Here is a 17,288-nt window from a genome sequence, read left to right on the forward strand (position 1 = left end):
GTGCCGGTTCGTGATGCCGGTCAGCAGGTAGGTGGGGTGTCGCCGTCCTGATCGGCCGGGTGCAGAAGTTCGATGACACGTTCCTCGTACCGGATGCGGGCCGGGGCGAAGTCGTACGGCATCCTGCCGATGGCCTGCATCGGGCTCATCCTCCCCCCGCCTTCCTGCTCGCCGGCGTGCTCGTCCCCTTGGTCCAGGAGGCCGTCGAGGGCCTCGTCCAGGCCGGATCCGTCGATGGCGACTCCCAAGGCTGTCTCATGGGCACACCGCCGGGCAGCCAGGTGATCGATGCGGGGGTCGTCGGGGGACACGGTGTCGTCCAAGGCCGCCTCGGCCTCGGCCAGGCGGTCCTCCTCGGCCCGCAGCTCGGGGTGGGTGGCCAGGACGATGAACCGGTTGGCCTGGACGGCGGCGCCCAGGGAGCCAAGATGCGCTCCGTGACCAGAAGGGCGTCGAGATCGGCCGGGCGCAGGGCCCCGGGCGCCAGATCGTGGAGGCGGCCACTGACCAGCGGTGACAGCAGGCCCAGGGGGCTGCCCACCTTGCGGAGGCGGTGCACGGCGGCCCGCTGGGCCTCGATGGCGGCCGCCTTGGAAGTGAGGGACTCCTCCAGCCGGGCCAGGGACTGCTCGATGCCGGCGGCGCCCTCGAAGCCGGCCCGGATGTCCTCCAGGGAGACACCCGCATCAGCCATCCTGCGGATCCACAGCAGGCGGATCATGTCGCCGTATGCGTAGCGGCGGCGGTCGTCGCCGCCGCGTTCCGGTTCGGCGAGGAGGCCGATGGCGTGGTAGTGGCGGATGGCGCGGGGCGTGGTCCCGGCGAACGCGGCGGCATCGCCGATCTTGACTCGGCGGGGAATCGCAGGAAGGGGCATGCGCGGGAACCTTTCGATCTCGTGCTCGCCGCCTACTGGACCACGTGCCGCTACGGCACATGCAAACCCCGCTGGCCGTAGGTGCGCCAACCCTCCCGCACCGGACCGCTGCTCCGCATCCCGCGGCCGACGGCCGCCGAGGCTCCGTGCGACCATCCCGGCATGCGCCTGGCAGCCGACGGAGCCACGCCGATCCCGCGGTCGGTACCGGGGAAGCACTTCACGACTGACGACGGGTACGCCTTCGAGCTGCCGAGCCCGCTCTTCCCGGCTGTCGGCGACCGCATCGCCTTCGAAGGCGGCGGGCTCGTCGTCGTGCGAGCCGGCGGAGAGCGCTTGCCGGCGGCCGGCCAGTGGTCCACTCGTTGCGGACCCGGGTCCTTGCGCTGCCGGTGGGGACCACCTTGCCGGTGGGGCCCGCACGAGCGTCCGCGGCGGGCGCCCTAGCCCGCCAGGGTGGCCGCCAGGGCCGGGGCCAGGCCGTTGACCAGGTCTTCCGGGGGCAGGGCGGCGACCGGGGGGAGGGCCAGGAGGTAGCGGGTCAGGGCGAGGCCGAGGAGTTGGGCGGCTACCAGGCCCGCCGTGCGGGCGGCCCGTTCCGGGCCGATGGCCGCCGCCAGTGCGGGGGCCACCTGGGTGGCGAACACCTCGCGCATGCGGGCCGCGGCCTGCTCGTTCGTCACCGCGGAGCGCAGCAGCACCAGCAGCGCGTCGTCCGCAGGATCGCCTTCCCACCGCTCCACGAAGTGCCGCACCAGGGTGGCCGGCAGTTGCCGGGCCGGGACCGCGCCCAGGTCGGGCAGGCGCAGGTCGACCGCGAGGGCGGCGTCGAAGAGCTGCTCCTTGCTGCCGAAGTAGCGCATGACCATCGACGGATCGATCTCCGCGTCCGCGGCGACGGCGCGGATCGTCGTGCGCTCGTACCCGTGGGCGGCGAAGCGTTCCCGTGCGGCCCTCAGGATCGCGGTCTTGGTCTGGTCGGAGCGTCGCGGCGTCGTCATGCCAACAAGCGTAGGCCAACAACTGTTGACAGCCCAAGCGGTCGGGGCGCACTCTCATGTCAACAGCTGTTGGCCAACAATCGTTGGCCCGCCGGAGGAGGTCTTCGCCATGACCAGCACCCCCGCACTGCCCTCCCGCACCGAGGTGGCCGTCGTCGGCGCCGGGCCCACCGGGCTGGCCCTGGCCGTGACGCTTGCCGAGGCCGGCGTCGACTTCGTCCTCCTCGACCGGCAGGCCGAGGGCGCCAACACCTCCCGCGCCGCCGTCGTGCACGCCCGCACCCTGGAGGTCTTCGACGAGCTCGACCCGAGCGGCGCGCTCTCCGCCGACCTCGTGGCCCGCGGCATCCCCGTCTCGCGCTTCCGGATCCGGGACGGCGCCCGTCCCCTCGCGGCCGTCGACTTCGACGGGCTGCCGACCGCCCACCCGTACGCGCTGATGGTCCCCCAGTACGAGACCGAGGCCGTTCTGCTGGGCCGCCTGCGGGCTCTCGGGGTTGACGTCCACCGCCCCCACGAGGTCACCTCCGCCACCCAGGACGCCGACGGCGTCACCCTCACCACCGCCGCCGGCGAGACCCTGCGCGCCGCCTACGCCGTCGGCGCCGACGGGATGCACAGCACGGTCCGCACCGCAGCCGGCATCGGCTTCACGGGCAGCGCGTACGACGAGTCCTTCGTCCTCGCCGACGTCGTCATGGACTGGGCCCCCGGCCCGAGCGAGGTATCCCTCGCCTTCGGTGCCGCCGGGCTGACCGTCATCGCCCCGCTGCCCGGTGCCGGGGCCGAGGGCGCCGGCCGGCGCTACCGGATCGTCGCCACGGTCGCCGAAGCCCCGTCCTCGCCGGACCTCCCCTTCGTTCGGGCCCTGCTGGCCGAGCGCCTGCGCGGCGAGGCCCGCGTGCACGACCTCGTCTGGTCCTCCCGGTTCCGGATCCACCACCGGGTCGCCGACCGCTACCGCGCCGGGCGCCTCCTGCTCGCCGGGGACGCCGCCCACGTGCACAGCCCGGCCGGCGGGCAGGGCATGAACACCGGCATCCAGGACGGACACGCCCTCGGCCGCGCCCTGGCCGCCGGCGACCTCGACGCGTACGAGGCCCGCCGCCGCCCCGTCGCCCTGCGCGTGGTGGCGCTCACCGACCGGATGACCCGCGTCGCGACCGCCCGCGGCCGCACGCTCCGCGCCCTGCGCAACACCCTGCTGCCCGCCCTCGCCCGGATCCCCGCTTTCCGCAACGGCCTCGCCCGCGAACTGGCCGAACTCGATTACCGCTGAGCCGCCGTGACCGCCCCGCACAACGCAACGGCCGGCCGCGGTGTGCGCGGCCGGCCGAAGCGGAGCGGACGTCAGGAGGCGTTCGCGCGAACCGAGCCCGTGCTCGTGCCGGCCGGGTTGCCGAGGAAGCAGGTGACCGTGCGGTCGCCGAGGACCCAGCTCGACGCCTGCGGGTAGTAGTAGAACACCTCGAGCGACTTCGGCAGCTTCGCGGCGCCGCTGCCCACGTAGTCCGTCAGCGCCTTGCCGCCGCACTTCTCGTCGGCGCTCGCGACGACCTTGTCCGCGCCCGGGAACGCGCCGCCCTCCAAGGTGAACACGGCGTACACCTCGCCCTCGTGCGGCTGGTCGCAGGACACGGTCCGCACCGACTGGCGGGCCTCCGTGCCCCCCTCCTCGGTCTTCGCCAGGTCGTCCTCGGTGTTGAAGCAGTCGCCCTTGCGGATGTCCTCGACGTCCCTGCGGCGCTCGCGGGCGCTCGCACTGGGACTCGCGCCGGCGTTCGCGCCGGGGCTCGCGCTGAGCTCCGGCACGGTGACCCGCCCGCCGGTGTCCCGCCGCGTCGTCGCGTCGTCGTCCAGCCCGCCGGACAGCCCGACGGCGACCATGATGGCGTAGAACGCGATCGTCGCCCCGTGGATGACGATCGCCGCGATGGCGAGCCCCTTGCCCTTCTCGCCGTTCTTCCGGATCTGCGAGAGGGCGACGAAGCCCAGGATCAGCGGAACGAACGGGATCGCGCACACGATCGACATCACGAGCGCCACGATGGCGGCCACGTTGGTCTTCTGGGGCTGCGGCGGGTACCAGCCCTGCGGACCGCCGTACGGCGCCCCCTGCCCGGGCATCCCGGGCTGGCCGTACGGGCCCTGCGGGGGGTACGGCTGCTGGTACGGGCCCGACGGCGGCTGCGGGGGTATCGACATGCTCGTGGTGCTCCTCGAAAGGGTGGAAAAGGCCAACAGCCGGGCGGAACCCCGCCGGGTGGGGGACTGGTGGGCGGTTGATGTTCAACCAGCCGCGCCCCAGTATCACCCGGCCGGGGACCGGCTCCCGCCGAATTCCCCGCCCCGGCCGCGGCCCGGCCGCACCCCGCTTCCGCCCCCGTCCCGCCCGGCTGCCGGCCGGCCGTCAGCCGCCGTCCTGCACGACCTCCCTCGCCCGCCGCTCCATCTCCTCGTCGGGCACGTCCTCCACGTGCGAGGCGAGGCTCCAGCGGTGCCCGTACGGGTCCTCGATCTGGCCGGTGCGGTCGCCGTAGAACTCGTCGCGGACCGGACGCAGTTCCCTGGCGCCGCGGGCGATGGCCGCGGCGAAGACGGCGTCGACGTCCTCGACGTACACGTGCAGGGTGACGGGCGTCCCGCCGACGGACTTCGGCGAGCGGAAACCCATGTCCGGGTGCTCGTCCGCGAGCATGATGACCGCATTGCCCAGGTCCAGCTCGGCGTGGCCGATCCTGCCGCCGGGAGCGGGCATCCGCATCCGCTCGGTCGCGCCCAGCACGGACACGTAGAAGTCGATCGCCTCCGCGGCTCCGTCGCAGCACAGGTACGGAGTGATGCGCGGATATCCCTCGGGAACGGGCTTGACGGTCACAGGCTCCCCGCCTTCCTCTCACCGGCGGCCACGGCGACCGCCGCCTGCCCCACTGATATCCCGCACCCGGCCGGCATGCCGGACCGCCGCGCGGCGGCCGCCCGGGCGTGCCCCGAAGGGCCGCGCCCGCCGCCCGCCGTGGTGCCACACTGGGGGAGTGGCCGGCAGCGGACGACCGACGGGCCGGCGCCTGGAGCGGGCCATCCTGGACCTGCTCGAGCGCCGCGGCCCCACCGCGACGCTCTGCCCCTCCGACGTCGCACGCGCGGTGTACGCGGGGGAGGGTGACGGCTGGCGCGCACTGATGGAGCCCGTCCGCGGTGCGGCCCGGCGGCTGGTGGCCGCCGGCGAGGTCGAGATCACCCAGGCTGGCCGCCCCGTCGACCCGGCCGAGGCCCGCGGCCCGATCCGCATCCGGCGCCGCCCCGCCGCCCGCTGAGCCGGCCGCGGGGGCCGGTGAGCGCGTACGGGTGCAGCCGACGCCGTCCGGACCGCCACACGAGAGGCCTGCGGAACGAGCGGGAGCAGCCCGCCGATGCGTTGCACGGGGCGACATTCGGACAGCCTCAGGGTGCCGATCCGGCGTCGGAAGCAGCCGCCCCGAAACCGCACTCGTGCACGCACAGCGCGGAATGCCCCATTCCCGTGCGGTGGCTGGTCCATCCGGAAACGTCCGAATTTCGACCCTGTTCGAGGGAACACCCGCCCCCCGTCGGCCAGTTCACCGAAGGGAGCCGGGACAGGCCCCTGCGAGCCGTTTCGTACGGCCCTTCCCGGACCGCCACACCTTGGGCAAGGAGAAAGCGTGCGCATACTCTTCACCGGACCGGCTGCCGCCGGCCACCTGTTCCCCATGATCCCCACGGCACAGGCCCTGCGGGCCGCGGGACACGAGGTCCTGTTCGCGAGCGGGCAGCCGCTGGACCGGCTGCGCGAGGCCGGCTTCCCGATCGTGGAGATCGGCGACGGCCGCACCCTGCGGGAGGTGTTCGAGCAGGTCACCGGCGAGGAGGTGCAGTACGTCGCCCACGACAGGACGCCCGAGCAGATCCTGGACCAGGCGGCCCGCGGCTTCGCGCTCGCCGCCCGCCCCACCGTGGACGGCCTGCTCGCCGCCGCCGAGGGCTGGGGCGCCGACCTGCTGGTCTACGACTCCTTCCAGGCCTCCGCCCCGCTGGTCGCGGCCAAGCTGAAGATCCCTTCGGTGATCCAGAACTTCGGCCCCTCTTCGGGCCTCGACATGGTCGCCCGGATCGCCGCCCACTTCACCGAGGCGTACGAGGCCCACGGCGTCGACGGGCCGGCCGAGGCCCTGCCGTTGAACGTCGTCCCCGCCTCCCTCGGCGGCGACCCGGACGGCCTGCGCATGCGCTACATCCCCTACAACGGCGGCGGCACCGTCCCCGCGGAGCTCCTCCGCCGCGGCACCCGGCCGCGCATCGCCGTCACTCTCGGAACGGTCCTCACCGAGCTGGACGGCGTGCGCGCCATCGTCCGCCTCATGGAGGCCGCCGCCTCTGTGGACGCGGACTTCCTGCTCGCCGTGGGCGACGCCGACCTCACCCCGCTCGGCACCCTCCCCGACAACGTCCGCCCGCTGCCCTGGGTTCCGCTCGCCGAGCTGCTGACCGCCGCCGACGCGCTCGTCCACCACGGCGGCTCCGGCACCATGCTCACCGCCCTGCAGGCCGGCCTGCCGCAGCTCCTGCTGCCGCAGGGCGCCGACCACTTCGTCAACGCCGACGCGCTCACCGCCACCGGCGCCGCCCTGCGCTCCACCTCCGAAAGCGTCGACGCCGCGCTCCTGGCCCGGCTGACCGGCGACCCGGCCCTCCGCGAGGCGGCCGCCGCGCTCCGCGCGGAGAACGCCGCCCTGCCGACCCCGGCTGCGATCGTCCCCGACCTGGAGGCGCTCGCAGCGGCCCGTTAGCAGCCGCGCGTCAGCAGCCTGCCGTCGGCGGGGGGCGCACCCGCAGCCCGCCGCCGACGGCAGTCGTACGCACCATGTCACAACTCGGTGACACCGTGTGCCCGCCGCCCGTACGCCCGCGAGCATGGCCCGATGCGGAACCACCACATCACCGCCGCCGTCCTGGCTGCCGTCGCAGCACTCGCCCTCACCGCCTGCGACCCGCCGCCCTCCTCCGGCGAATCCAAGCCCGGTACGCCGGCACCGTCCGGCACCGACCGGAAGACGGCCGCGCTGCCGGACCTCGTCGGCAAGGGGCTCCAGGCCGCACAGGACGCCGCCCAGGCGGCCGGCTTCCACTCGCTCACCTCGCACGACGCGCTCGGCCGCGGCCGCGAGCAGGTCCTGGACCGCGGCTGGAAGGTCTGCTCGCAGACCCCCGCCGCCGGGAGCAGCGTCGACACGGCGGCGACGGTGGACCTCGGCGCGGTGAAGCTGGAGGAGGAGTGCCCCGCCCGGGAGCAGGCGACCCCGTCGGCGCCCGTCGGCGCCACCATGCCGAACTTCGTCGGCCGGAGCATGAAGGTGGCCCGGCAGGCGCTCCCCGGGAACACGAGCGTCACCGTCAAGGACGCCCTGCAGGAGCGGATGGTGCTCCAGGAGTCCAACTGGCGGGTGTGCACCCAGAATCCCCCGACCGGTACGCCGCTCACGGGGCAGCCCGTGGCGTTCCACGTCGTCAAGTTCGAGGAGACCTGTCCCTGAACCCGGGCCGGCGCGCACCCGGCCCGGACGGTCTACCGGGCCAGCTTCTCCCCGCAGCGGGCGCAGAAGCGGGCCTCGGCGCCGGTGGCCATGCGGCCGCAGGCGGCGCACACCCGGTCCGCCAGGCACGCCGGTTCACCGGTGCCGCCCCCCGGTCCCGTGGTGATCCCGAGCGGCGGCCGGCGGCGGTGGGAGGTGGTGTACGTGAGCCCCTCGGCGCCGGCCCGCACCGAGCGCGTCGTACCGGCGGGCAGCCAGGCGACGGCTCCCGGCGCCAGCTCCACCGTCTGCTCCGGCGTGCGCAGTTCGCCCGAACCCGCGACCACGACGAGCAGCACGCCGAGGACCGTCTCCGTGTGCTCCCCGATGTCGGCCCCGGCCCCGAGCCGGACGAGGTTCGCGTCCAGGTCGCGGCCTGCACCGCCGAGCGCCCACAGGACGCGGATCTGACCCTCGCCGACGGCGTCGGCGGGCGGCGGCGACGGCAGGAACACCGGCGTGCCCGGCGCGGACGACTCCATGGCTTCTCCCACTGCGAAGGGGTCATGCTGCTCGACGGTCACCACTATCGCAGCCCGCCGGCCCGGCGGGAGACCCCTCCACCGGGCCGGCGGCGGGGCCGCGTGCGTCAGTTCTGCGGCTGGTAGGCCTGCTTGCTCGCGCAGGTCCACACCGTGGGCGTACCGAGGCCGTGCTCGTCGAGGATCGTCCCTCCGACGCGGTCGTCGTCCGTGACCGTCTGGGCGGCGCCGCGGCGGGGGCCGCTGCCGCCGGGCAGCGCGAGCACCGGGCCCGTGCCGGGCCAGTACGCGGGCTGCATGCCCTTCGGCCAGCCCTCGTCGTACGAGACCGCCCGGCCGACCACCGCGCCGGTCTCGGGGCTGATGCCCGCCAGGGCGAGCTCGGCCTCGCCCGCCAGCCGGCCCGGCTCCGTCGGCAGGGCGTCGTAGGGCCGCTTCCAGGTCGCCGGGCGGTGGTGGGCCAGCTCGCGCCAGTTCTCGTACTCGTGTCCCACCACCCGGCCCCGGTTGTCGATCCCGGTGGCGATCACGTCGAAGGTCGGGTCCCCCTGGTTCCAGACCGGGAGGGAGTACGGCGGGTAGCCACCGGCGGGCCAGACCACCGGGTTGGCGCGGGTGGTCGTCTCGTCGGTCACCGGGTCGTAGGACTGGCCGAAGACGTGGCCCAGGATGTCGCCGCGCTTGTTGACGGCGTTCACCGAGACCTTGCTGTTCGGCAGGGCGTCGTCCGGGAGCGGGAGTTCGCGGACGACCCGGCCGGCGGCCCATTCCCTGCCGATGCCGTTCTCGCTGGTGGCCATCCGGCCGCCCTCGTTGACGGCTGCGGACGCGTCGTCTGCCGTGCCGGTCAGCAGCCGCACGGCCGAGTCGCCCGGCCGGTAGCTGAAGGCGGCGGCGTCGTCGAAGCCGCGCCGCAGCGTGCCGACCATCAGCCCGCTGTCGCCGACCGACGTGACGCTGCCGCCCGTCCAGCCGTCGGGCAGCGGCACCGCGTGGACGGCGGCGCCCTTCCAGTACACGGGCACGCTCCGACTGGTGCCCACCGCCAGGTCGCCGCGCCCGAAGTCGTACACGGTTCCGCGGTCGCCCGCCGGGCCGGAGGGCAGTGCGTCGAGACTGCGGATCTCCGGTGTGCAGCCGGTCGCGCCGGCGGGTGCGGCGGCCGTGACGAGCCCGGCGACGGCGGCGGCCGCGGCAACTGCCGCGGTGGTCTTCCTCATTGGTGCTTCCCCCCGATCACGATGCGGACGGGCTCCATACTGCCGGGCAGCCGGCCGGAATGCGGAGCCCCCACTTGCGGTCAGCGGACCGGGTCCCGGGCCTCTCCGGGGGCGGCGTCCGCCGGGGAGGCCTGCCACGGAGGACCGGTCCGGGCCTCGGTCCACGCGGCGAGGGCGTCGCCGTCGACGCACACGATGTCGCAGGCGGCGGCGTACTCCGCGGCCGGCGCCGTGAAGTCGCTGGTGGTGACGACGACGGCCACATCGGCCTCGTGCACGGCGAAACACGTCCCGCCGAACCGCTGGAGGTCCTGTGAGCCGACCCGGTGGCCCTCGCCGTAGTGCTTGCACTGGACCACCACGCGCCGGCCCTCCGGCGTCGTGGCGATCACGTCGGCCCCCAGGTCGCCGGCACCGCCCACCACCTCCACCTGGGTGCAGCCGTCGCGGGCGCACAGCGCGGCGACCGCGTGCTCGAAGCCGTCGGCGTCCACCGCCCCGTGGTCCAGCGCGTCGGCGCCCACCTCCGGGAGCGCGGGGGCCGGCTCCGGCTCTCCCGGGGCCCCGGCAGCCGGAGGGACGGCCGGCGGACGGGGCCCGGGAGCCACGCTCCACCGGGCCAGGGCCACTCCCGCCGCCAGCGTGGCCATCGTGAGGATCGGCATCAGGGGCACGCCGCCTCCCGCCCCCGCGGCCGTCCTGACGAAGAGGGCCGCCCCGCCCACGCAGATCGCCACCAGCCCGACGGCCAACACGACGTCACGGCCCACCGATGCCGCACCGCCGCCCCCGTCCCTCCGGCGCCCTCCCGATGCCGCCATCCCGGCTCCTCCCCTCGCGGCCTGCACGTCTTCCTCGTCTGGACGCCGACCACCGCCTTCAAACGCCCCGGCGGGCGCAGGAGTCAGGGACTCCCCTCGGCGCCGAGCAGGTCGAGGAGGCCGGGGAAGCGCTGCTCGACGTCGGCGCGGCGCAGGGTGGCCATGCGGCTGTTGCCGCGGTCCACCTGGCGGATCAGCCCCGCCTCGCGCAGGACGCGGAAGTGGTGGGTGAGGGTCGCCTTCGACACGGGCAGCGCGAACGAGGCGCAGGTGCGGGCGGTCCCGTCGGGCGCGGTGGCCAGTTCGCGGACCACCGTCCGGCGGAGCGGGTCGGCGAGGGCGGCGAGGACTCTGCCGAGCTCCATCTCGGCGGCCTCCGGGTGGCCTTCGGTATCCGGCACGGGCTGCAGCCTCCTTCTCGCGGGTGTTTGGGCACGCACCGAAAGGTACGGGTTGCATCGTACCTGGAAGATCGTTAGCGTCCTCGGAGGTACGAACACAGCCGTACCTCCGTCGCGTCGGCCGTCCTCGCGCGGTCGAACGCCTTCCCGGGGAGCACCCATGAACCAGCCGCCCGTCACCCTCGTCGGCACCGCCCGTCCGCGCCCGGAGCGCGCCGCGGAGCTGAAGGACCTGCTGCTGTCCTTCGTCGGACCCACCAGGGAGGAGCCGGGCTGCCTGGAGTACCACTTCCACGAGGACCGCGACCGTCCGGGCGTGTTCGTCTTCTACGAGGCGTGGCGCTCGCAGGCGGACCTCGACGCCCACCTCGCCCTGCCGCACCTCCGCGACTTCCGGGCGCGGCGCATGGAGTACCTCGAAACCGACTTGGAGGTCAGCTTCCTCACGATGCACAGCCCCTACGGGCACCGCCCGTCCTGACCCCGTTTGGGCGCGGGGCGCGGCGGGAGCCGCCGGCGGGAGCGCATGGGCGGTGCCGGCGCGGGCACCAGCGGGTGCGGGAGCGACCGTTCCGCGGTGACGAGGGGGTTGGCATGGCGAGGACCGGACTGACGGCGCGTGAGGCGGCGGCATGGGAGCAGTTGGCGGCGCAGCTGTCCGACGCGGACGCGGCCACGCCGCCCGCCCGCACCCCGGACACGGGCCGGCACCGGGCGCGGCTGGCGGTCGCGGCGGCGCTGCTGCCCACCGCACTGCTGCTGCTCGTCGCGGGCAGCGCGACGGGTTCCGGTGCCCTGGCGTGGGGCGGTGTGACCGCCTGGATCGGCGCGGTCCTCACCGTCTCCCACGTCCTCGGCCACGGACCCCGGCTGCCCTGGCGCCCCTGATCGGCAACGGCCGCCGGGCGTCCCGCGCTCATGCGCTCAGGGGCGGTCCAGGCCCCACGTCTGGAGGGAGAAGGGCCGGCCCTTCTCCTCGCCCTCGATCAGCGGCACGTCCAGCAGCCTGAAGCCCGCCCTGGTGGCGACGCCGACGCTGGCGGCGTTCTCCGCCTCCAGCTCCAGGATCACCCGCTCGACGCCGAGTTCCTCGAACGCGTACGCGGCCATCACCCGCACCGCCCGCGCCGCCAGCCCCTGCCCGCGGTGCGCCGGGCCGACCGCGTAGCCGATCTCCGTGCCCTCGGGCGCGCGCCGCAGCATGATCTCGCCGAGCGGTGCGCCGCCGTCCACGGTGATCGCGAGCAGGATCGTCGTACCCTCCGCGCGCAGTTTCCGGTCCCGCTCCAACCGTGCGCGGGCGGCTTCCGCGTCGAAGGGGGAGACGATGGGCGTCCAGTACGCGATGTCGGGGTGGTCGAACAGCTCCGGCATCGCGGCCAGGTCGTCCTCCGTCCAGTCCCGCAGGACGAGTCCCTCCCCCCGCAGCTCCATGCGCTCGGGAAAGGACGACGTGGTGCCGCTCATGCTGGGGCCCTCCTTGGCCTGCGGTGTGGGACGAGGCAGGATAACCGCGGCCGGGCCGGAACCTGTTGCCGTTTTCCCCGCGGGCCTGCCGGCCGCCGGGAGCGGTCGCCGTGCGCAATGCAAGGGCGCCCGGGCGCACGCTGTGCGGAGGTGCGCCGCCGCCGCTGCCGCCCGCGCTGCCCGTCGAGGAGGACATGCCCGGACCCCGGCAGATCGCCGGGGACGGCTTGGGACGCACCGTACTGACGGCGCGGTGCCCGAAGGAGTGCGGCACCGTTCGGCAACGTCGAGGGGGTGCTGCGCGACAACCCGCCGCGCGGGTGGCCGCGGCGCGTGAGTCCTGCCGTACCGGGTAGGAGCCGGGACAGCCGAGTGACGAGAGGTGTCGACGTGATTCGAAAGCTGCAAGCGGTCGCACTGGACTGCGACGACCCGGTCCGGCTCGCGCGCTTCTACGCGGAGCTGCTCGGGGGCCGTGTCGTCGAGGACCCGGAGGACCCCGACTGGCTGGAGGTGCACGGCTTCGAGGGGACGCCCCTCGCCTGCCAGCGGGTGGACGGCTACCGGCCGCCCGAATGGCCCGGGCAGCAGCGGCCGCAGCAGGTCCACCTCGACTTCGACGTGGACGACCTCGACGGCGAGGAGAAGCGTGCGCTGGCCCTCGGCGCGACCCTGCTGGAGCGGACGGACCAGGTCCGCCCGGAGGCCAACTGGCGTGTCTACGCCGACCCGGCCGGCCACCCGTTCTGCCTCTGCCTCCACTGACGCAGGCGCACCCGCCACGCCGCAGGCAGGCCGCAGCACCGCTCAGGCGGCGGGGCCGGGCGCCGGCCGGCGGCGCCGCGGGGCGGTGTCCAGGACGGCCCACAGGCGCCGGCCGTCCTCCCCGGTGTCCGTGCCGACGGCGCAGGTCGCGGCCAGGGCGGCGACCTGCGCGAGCACACCGTCGTCCGGCGCGCCGGGCACATGCCCGAGAACGGCCACGAGGATCTTCCCCTCCTGGTCGCCCAGGTGCACCGACAGCCGCTTCCCGCCGTCCGCGACCGCTGCCCCGACGAGGGCCCGTACCACCTGCTCCACGTCCCCCTCGCAAGCGCCCGCGTACCCCCAGCCGCGCACCGCCTCCACGACCTGGCGGGCCGCCTTGCCCGCCGCCCACCGGTCGGCGCGGAACGCGAGCGCCGCCGTGCGCCGGTTGCGGACCACCATCCGCGGACGGACCGGCACCGCCACCTCCTTCGGCTTCGCGGCGGGCTGCGGACGCGGCGCCTCCACCGGCTTCTTCTGCGGTGGCGGCGTCTTCGGCGGGTGGGTCGGCGGCAGCTTGGGCCCCCTGGCCTCGGGACTGGTCAACTCGGCCTCCTCGCAACAGGGAACAGGCAGACGGAACAGCGCGTCCCTCATCCTGGCACGCCGCGGCCCCGACACCGCCCCGGTACGGCCCGAAGGGCCGATCGGCGTCGCGCCGCCCCTGCGGCGGACGGCCGTGCACCACCCGGCCGGCGGTCCCGGCAAACGCCGTGGTGACGGATTCCCGCGATCCGCCCCGGCTTTGTTCCCGGCGCCCCTGCCGCCGCCGGTGATCCTGCGTAGCCTTGGGGCCGTTCGCAGGCGGCCGCCCTCCGCCGAGCCGGCCCGGTCGACACGACCCGCCCGGACCCGCCCGGGGCTGCCGTACGAGCCCGGTTCCCTTTGCCGTCCTCACGCCAGGAGCTGCCGCATGTCCACACCCACCGGTCTGATCGACGTCCACCACCACGCCGTGCCGCCCCTGTACGCCGAGGCCCTCGGCGACCGGAAGGCGATTCCGGGCGTCGACTACCCGGACTGGACCCCCGAGCAGAGCCTGGAGGTGATGGACGCGCACGGGATCGCGGCGGCCGTCCTGTCCATCACCGCCCCGGGCGTCACCTTCCTCGACGGCCCGGACGCCCCCAAGATGGCCCGCGGGGTCAACGAATACCTGGCCGGACTGGTCCGCGAGCACCCGACCCGGTTCGGGGCCTTCGCGATCCTCCCGCTGCCCGACGTGGCCGCTGCCCGCGAGGAACTCCGCTACTCCATGGACGAGTTGGGCCTGGACGGCGCGGGGCTGCTGACTTCGTACGGACGCCGCTACCTCGGCGACCCGGAGTTCGAGCCGCTGCTCGCGGAGATCGCCGAGCGGGGAGCGGCCGTCCACGTCCACCCCGCCACCCCGCCGAGCCGCGACCTGGAGACCTTCGGCCTGCCCGCGTCCCTCTACGAGTTCACCTTCGAGACGACCCGCACCGCAGCGAGCCTGCTCTTCAACGGCGTCCTCGACCGGCTGCCCGACCTGAGGCTCATCCTGTCGCACGCGGGCGGCACCCTGCCGTTCCTGGCCCGCCGGCTCACCCACGGCCCCACCATCGGCGCGTACCTGAAGGACCGCGTCCCCGCGGACGTCATCGGCGCGCTGGGCCGGCTGCACTACGACATCGCCATGTCCGCCCACGAGTTCGCGCTGCCCGCACTGACGCGCCTCGCCGGCCCTGGCCACATCCTCTACGGCAGCGACTACCCCTTCATGCCCGCCTCCCACACCGCGGAGAACACGGCCGGCTTCGCCGCGTACGACGGATGGACGGATGCCGAGCGCGCCGACGTGGGCCGGACGAACGCCCTCCGGCTGCTCCCCGCCCTGGCCGCCCGCCTCGCCGCCTAGACCCGGTCGGGCCCGCGGGCGGCCTCTGTCGGGCCGTCAGCCAGGCCGGTCCTCCGCCCCGTCAGCCGCCGTCGTCAGCCGGGCCGCCCCGGTGCGGGCGGACCCCGCGCAGGTCCGAGTCGGCGAGGGGCTCGAGCGTGCCGCGGGTGTCCAGCCGGTACAGCAGCGCCACGGCCGGTCCGATGAGCAGGAGGGCGACGAGGCTGACAAGCGACAGCCACGCCAGGGTCTGGGGGTCGCCCGCGGCGTCCGCCACCGTGAGGGAGGTGGGGATGAGGTAAGGGCGCTGCGCGAGGCCCCAGGCGAACACGGCCGTCCCGACGGCCGCGACGGCGCCGAAGCGGGCCCACCGCGCCCTGCCCCGCAGGACGAGCAGTCCGGTGGCGGCGAGGGAGGCGGCAGAGGCGGCGGCGAGGGCGAGGCCCGCGCCGCGGGTGAGGCCCTGCCAGACGTGCGGGGCGTCGCTGCGGGTGGCGAGGAGCACACCGCACGCGGTGACGGCGACGGCGCCGAGGGCGACCAGCGCGCGGAGCCGGAAGTAGCCGACGAGGTCCGGGGCCTCGAAGCGGGCGGCGTCGGCGGTCAGGAACACGGCGCCGAGGAGGGCGGTCTCCGCGACGGTGAACAGCCCGAACGCCAGCGGGGCGGGTCCGGCCCAGACATGCGCCGCGGCCTCGGTACCCGGTGCGGCCCGCCCGGAGGCGATGCCTCCGACGGCCACGCCGAGGCAGAACGGCGTCAGCAGCGAGGCACCGGCGAAGGCGGCACCGTACAGGCGCCGGCGGGACAGCCGCCGGACGGGCTTGCGCAGCGCGAAGCCGGCCCCGCGCACGACCATGCCGAGGGCGGCCAGGGCGAGCGGGAGCCACATCGCGGTGAACACCGTCTGGAAGAGCACGGGGAAGCCGGTCCACATCAGGACCAGGACGAAGACCAGCCAGACGTTGTTGACCTCCCAGACGGGGGCCATGGCGTGGTCGATGAGCCGACGCGGGCGCCGTCCGCGCGCGGCCCCTCCGGCCGCCAGGTCCCAGAACCCGGCGCCGTAGTCGGCTCCGCCGGCGCAGGCGTACGCGGTCACCGCGAGCAGCAGCACGAAGGCGACGAGCCCGGCCATCACCGCCCGCCGCCCTCGGAGGGCGCGGAACTCCCGGGTTCGGCCGCGGCGTCGGCGGCGCCGGCGGGGGCCGGCGGGCGCGGCCCGTACGGGGTCGCCGCCTCGGGGGCCTCCGCACCGTCCGGGCCCGGGCCCGCGCCCGAACCGGGCCCGGCCGGCTCATCGGACAGGCGCCACCGGTCGCGCATCTTCAGCAGGACGACCACGAACGCCGCGAAGACCAGGACGTACACCACGGCCACCAGGGCGAACACCGTCCACAGGGCGCTGGAGCGGGTCGGGGTCACGGCCTCGGCCACGCGCATGTGCCCGTAGACGATCCACGGCTGGCGGCCCACCTCTGTGGTGATCCAGCCGCATTCGACGGCGACGACCGATCCGACGCCCGCGCAGGCGGCTCCCCGGTAGAACCACCGGGAGCGGGGCGGGCGCCGGTGCCGCAGCCAGGCCAGCCCGTACCAGGCGGCGAGCAGGGCGAGCGCCGAGCCGATGCAGACCATGACGTCGAAGGCGCAGTGGGCGATGGTGGCCTGCGTGGCGTTCGGCCGGTCGGCCGCCGGCACGGCGGTCAGGCCCTGCACCACGGTGTCCGGGCTGAAGCCGGCGAGGATGGAGTCGAGCTGGGGGAACTTGATGCCGCCGGTGATCGACCCGTCGGGGTGCAGGCGGCCGAAGAGGTACTCCGGCACGTGGCTGTCGGTCTCCCAGACGATCTCCATCGCCGCGAACTTCACGGGCTGCTCGCGGAAGACCGCCCGGGTGATCGAGTCGCCCAGGAACAGCTGCACGGGGGTGGCCGCGGCGGCGAGGGTGAACGGCACGGTGAAACCGAGGCGGTGGTACCGGTCGCGGCGCCCCCGCAGCCACCCGACGGCGTAGACGCCGGCCACGACGTAGCCCGCCGTCATCAGCATCGCCACCACGAAATGCCAGTACTGGGGGCCGAACATCGGGGTGAAGACCGCCTTCCAGACGTCCACGTCGACCGGGTCGCCCCGCGAGTCGAGCGTGAAGCCCTGCGGCGTGTTCATCCAGGCGTTCGCGGACAGGATGCCGAAGGCCCCGAGCAGCGCCGCGGCCGGCAGCGGCAGCCCGAGCAGGAAGTGGGTGCGCGGCGGCAGCCTGCGCCAGCCGTACAGGTAGATGGCGATGAGCACCGCTTCGAGGAAGAAGGCCCAGGCCTCCACGCCGAAGCCGACGCCGAACACGTCACCCCACCGGCCCATCAGCCCCGGCCACAGCAGCCCGAACTCGAAGGACAGCACGGTTCCGGTGACGACGCCGATCGCGAACTGCACGGCCATCACGGCCGACCAGCGCCGGGCCAGCAGCAGGGCCACCGGGTCGCCGCGGCGCAGCCCGCGGTGGTGCATGACCAGGGTGATCAGCGGCAGCGCCACTCCCATCGGCACCAGGATGATGTGCGAGGCGAGGGTGAACGCCATCAGCTGCCGGGCCGGGAGGAGTTGGGCGGGGGCGTCGGCCGCCAGAAGGTGGACCGTGGTGTGCATCGCGCTCCTCGCCTCGCCGGGTGGACCGGTCCCGGCCGGCGGGGGTATCTCGGCCGCAGCCCGGGTCCGGTACGCCACGGAAGCACCCTCTGCGCCGATCGGGGGCCCGGGCGG

General features: G+C 74.9%; 19 protein-coding genes and 1 pseudogene. 8 read left to right on the forward strand and 12 right to left on the reverse strand.

The genetic code is table 11. The features are described from left to right. Positions 1 to 20: 20 nt before the first annotated feature. A pseudogene (locus IE170_RS14560) lies at positions 21 to 877 on the reverse strand (MerR family transcriptional regulator). Between the two features lie 443 nt (positions 878 to 1,320). Further along, positions 1,321 to 1,878: a TetR/AcrR family transcriptional regulator gene (locus IE170_RS14565; protein WP_189809784.1), complete on the reverse strand. Its 558-nt coding sequence runs from the start codon at positions 1,876 to 1,878 to the stop codon at positions 1,321 to 1,323. A gap of 109 nt (positions 1,879 to 1,987) precedes the next feature. On the opposite strand from IE170_RS14565, the gene IE170_RS14570 reads away from it, so the two are divergent. Then, the gene (locus IE170_RS14570) at positions 1,988 to 3,157 is read left to right on the forward strand and encodes an FAD-dependent oxidoreductase (RefSeq protein WP_189809785.1); all 1,170 of its coding nucleotides are present in this window, start codon (positions 1,988 to 1,990) and stop codon (positions 3,155 to 3,157) included. Positions 3,158 to 3,228: 71 nt separating this feature from the next. Here IE170_RS14570 and IE170_RS14575 read toward each other — a convergent pair whose 3' ends face one another. Together IE170_RS14575 and IE170_RS14580 are read right to left on the reverse strand one after the other, a co-directional pair. After that, entirely contained in the window at positions 3,229 to 4,083 is an 855-nt protein-coding gene (locus IE170_RS14575; RefSeq protein ID WP_189809786.1) for a DUF4190 domain-containing protein, read from the reverse strand. A 205-nt stretch (positions 4,084 to 4,288) separates the two neighbouring features. Continuing rightward, positions 4,289 to 4,756 carry a VOC family protein gene (locus IE170_RS14580; RefSeq protein WP_189809787.1) on the reverse strand — a complete coding sequence of 156 codons (468 nt, stop codon included), beginning with the start codon at positions 4,754 to 4,756 and terminating at the stop codon, positions 4,289 to 4,291. A 157-nt stretch (positions 4,757 to 4,913) separates the two neighbouring features. Between IE170_RS14580 and IE170_RS14585 the strand changes: the two genes are divergently transcribed. From IE170_RS14585 to IE170_RS14595, 3 genes are all read left to right on the forward strand, one after another. Beyond that, entirely contained in the window at positions 4,914 to 5,195 is a 282-nt protein-coding gene (locus IE170_RS14585; protein ID WP_189809788.1) for a DUF3253 domain-containing protein, read from the forward strand. Between the two features lie 366 nt (positions 5,196 to 5,561). Then, positions 5,562 to 6,686, forward strand: coding sequence for a nucleotide disphospho-sugar-binding domain-containing protein (locus IE170_RS14590; RefSeq protein WP_189809789.1), 1,125 nt, complete (start codon positions 5,562 to 5,564; stop codon positions 6,684 to 6,686). A 132-nt stretch (positions 6,687 to 6,818) separates the two neighbouring features. Further along, on the forward strand, positions 6,819 to 7,430 hold the full coding sequence (locus IE170_RS14595; RefSeq protein ID WP_189809790.1) for a PASTA domain-containing protein: 612 nt from the start codon (positions 6,819 to 6,821) through the stop codon (positions 7,428 to 7,430). 32 nt (positions 7,431 to 7,462) lie between these two features. On the opposite strand, the gene IE170_RS14600 is transcribed toward IE170_RS14595, so the two are convergent. The 4 genes from IE170_RS14600 to IE170_RS14615 form a co-directional block, all read right to left on the reverse strand. Continuing rightward, a complete protein-coding gene (locus IE170_RS14600; protein WP_189809791.1) occupies positions 7,463 to 7,951 on the reverse strand; it encodes a hypothetical protein in 489 nt (162 codons plus the stop codon). Between the two features lie 107 nt (positions 7,952 to 8,058). Beyond that, the gene (locus tag IE170_RS14605; RefSeq protein ID WP_189809792.1) at positions 8,059 to 9,171 is read right to left on the reverse strand and encodes a hypothetical protein; all 1,113 of its coding nucleotides are present in this window, start codon (positions 9,169 to 9,171) and stop codon (positions 8,059 to 8,061) included. A gap of 80 nt (positions 9,172 to 9,251) precedes the next feature. Then, on the reverse strand, positions 9,252 to 9,992 hold the full coding sequence (locus IE170_RS14610) for a restriction endonuclease (protein ID WP_189809793.1): 741 nt from the start codon (positions 9,990 to 9,992) through the stop codon (positions 9,252 to 9,254). Between the two features lie 83 nt (positions 9,993 to 10,075). Beyond that, entirely contained in the window at positions 10,076 to 10,393 is a 318-nt protein-coding gene (locus IE170_RS14615) for an ArsR/SmtB family transcription factor (RefSeq protein ID WP_189809794.1), read from the reverse strand. A gap of 160 nt (positions 10,394 to 10,553) precedes the next feature. On the opposite strand from IE170_RS14615, the gene IE170_RS14620 reads away from it, so the two are divergent. Beyond that, complete coding sequence (locus IE170_RS14620; protein ID WP_189809795.1) at positions 10,554 to 10,874, forward strand: putative quinol monooxygenase; 321 nt, start codon at positions 10,554 to 10,556, stop codon at positions 10,872 to 10,874. A gap of 113 nt (positions 10,875 to 10,987) precedes the next feature. Next, entirely contained in the window at positions 10,988 to 11,281 is a 294-nt protein-coding gene (locus IE170_RS14625; protein ID WP_189809796.1) for a hypothetical protein, read from the forward strand. Positions 11,282 to 11,317: 36 nt separating this feature from the next. Here IE170_RS14625 and IE170_RS14630 read toward each other — a convergent pair whose 3' ends face one another. Further along, a complete protein-coding gene (locus tag IE170_RS14630; protein WP_189809797.1) occupies positions 11,318 to 11,860 on the reverse strand; it encodes a GNAT family N-acetyltransferase in 543 nt (180 codons plus the stop codon). A gap of 390 nt (positions 11,861 to 12,250) precedes the next feature. On the opposite strand from IE170_RS14630, the gene IE170_RS14635 reads away from it, so the two are divergent. Beyond that, entirely contained in the window at positions 12,251 to 12,625 is a 375-nt protein-coding gene (locus tag IE170_RS14635) for a VOC family protein (RefSeq protein ID WP_189809798.1), read from the forward strand. 42 nt (positions 12,626 to 12,667) lie between these two features. Here IE170_RS14635 and IE170_RS32615 read toward each other — a convergent pair whose 3' ends face one another. Continuing rightward, the gene (locus tag IE170_RS32615) at positions 12,668 to 13,213 is read right to left on the reverse strand and encodes a hypothetical protein (protein ID WP_223856417.1); all 546 of its coding nucleotides are present in this window, start codon (positions 13,211 to 13,213) and stop codon (positions 12,668 to 12,670) included. 367 nt (positions 13,214 to 13,580) lie between these two features. Between IE170_RS32615 and IE170_RS14645 the strand changes: the two genes are divergently transcribed. Continuing rightward, positions 13,581 to 14,546: an amidohydrolase family protein gene (locus IE170_RS14645; protein ID WP_189809799.1), complete on the forward strand. Its 966-nt coding sequence runs from the start codon at positions 13,581 to 13,583 to the stop codon at positions 14,544 to 14,546. 61 nt (positions 14,547 to 14,607) lie between these two features. Here IE170_RS14645 and IE170_RS14650 read toward each other — a convergent pair whose 3' ends face one another. Continuing rightward, positions 14,608 to 15,663 (reverse strand): cytochrome d ubiquinol oxidase subunit II, encoded by a 1,056-nt coding sequence (locus IE170_RS14650; RefSeq protein WP_189809800.1) that lies wholly within the window; start codon positions 15,661 to 15,663, stop codon positions 14,608 to 14,610. Next, complete coding sequence (locus IE170_RS14655; protein ID WP_189809801.1) at positions 15,663 to 17,174, reverse strand: cytochrome ubiquinol oxidase subunit I; 1,512 nt, start codon at positions 17,172 to 17,174, stop codon at positions 15,663 to 15,665. The genes IE170_RS14650 and IE170_RS14655 overlap by 1 nt, the downstream gene beginning before the upstream one ends. Positions 17,175 to 17,288 lie beyond the last annotated feature (114 nt).

The organism is Streptomyces toxytricini, from assembly GCF_014649915.1.
Classification (GTDB): domain Bacteria; phylum Actinomycetota; class Actinomycetes; order Streptomycetales; family Streptomycetaceae; genus Streptomyces; species Streptomyces toxytricini.

Bases quoted from the DNA above. Each gene is read 5' to 3' on its own strand.
- IE170_RS14600 (WP_189809791.1), bottom strand. From the start codon at position 7,951: ATGGAGTCGTCCGCGCCGGGCACGCCGGTGTTCCTGCCGTCGCCGCCG.
- IE170_RS14610 (WP_189809793.1), bottom strand. From the start codon at position 9,992: ATGGCGGCATCGGGAGGGCGCCGGAGGGACGGGGGCGGCGGTGCGGCA.
- IE170_RS14630 (WP_189809797.1), bottom strand. From the start codon at position 11,860: ATGAGCGGCACCACGTCGTCCTTTCCCGAGCGCATGGAGCTGCGGGGG.
- IE170_RS14655 (WP_189809801.1), bottom strand. From the start codon at position 17,174: ATGCACACCACGGTCCACCTTCTGGCGGCCGACGCCCCCGCCCAACTC.
- IE170_RS14620 (WP_189809795.1), top strand. From the start codon at position 10,554: ATGAACCAGCCGCCCGTCACCCTCGTCGGCACCGCCCGTCCGCGCCCG.
- IE170_RS14650 (WP_189809800.1), bottom strand. From the start codon at position 15,663: ATGGCCGGGCTCGTCGCCTTCGTGCTGCTGCTCGCGGTGACCGCGTAC.
- IE170_RS14605 (WP_189809792.1), bottom strand. From the start codon at position 9,171: ATGAGGAAGACCACCGCGGCAGTTGCCGCGGCCGCCGCCGTCGCCGGG.
- IE170_RS14575 (WP_189809786.1), bottom strand. From the start codon at position 4,083: ATGTCGATACCCCCGCAGCCGCCGTCGGGCCCGTACCAGCAGCCGTAC.
- IE170_RS14565 (WP_189809784.1), bottom strand. From the start codon at position 1,878: ATGACGACGCCGCGACGCTCCGACCAGACCAAGACCGCGATCCTGAGG.
- IE170_RS14625 (WP_189809796.1), top strand. From the start codon at position 10,988: ATGGCGAGGACCGGACTGACGGCGCGTGAGGCGGCGGCATGGGAGCAG.
- IE170_RS14595 (WP_189809790.1), top strand. From the start codon at position 6,819: ATGCGGAACCACCACATCACCGCCGCCGTCCTGGCTGCCGTCGCAGCA.
- IE170_RS14645 (WP_189809799.1), top strand. From the start codon at position 13,581: ATGTCCACACCCACCGGTCTGATCGACGTCCACCACCACGCCGTGCCG.
- IE170_RS14570 (WP_189809785.1), top strand. From the start codon at position 1,988: ATGACCAGCACCCCCGCACTGCCCTCCCGCACCGAGGTGGCCGTCGTC.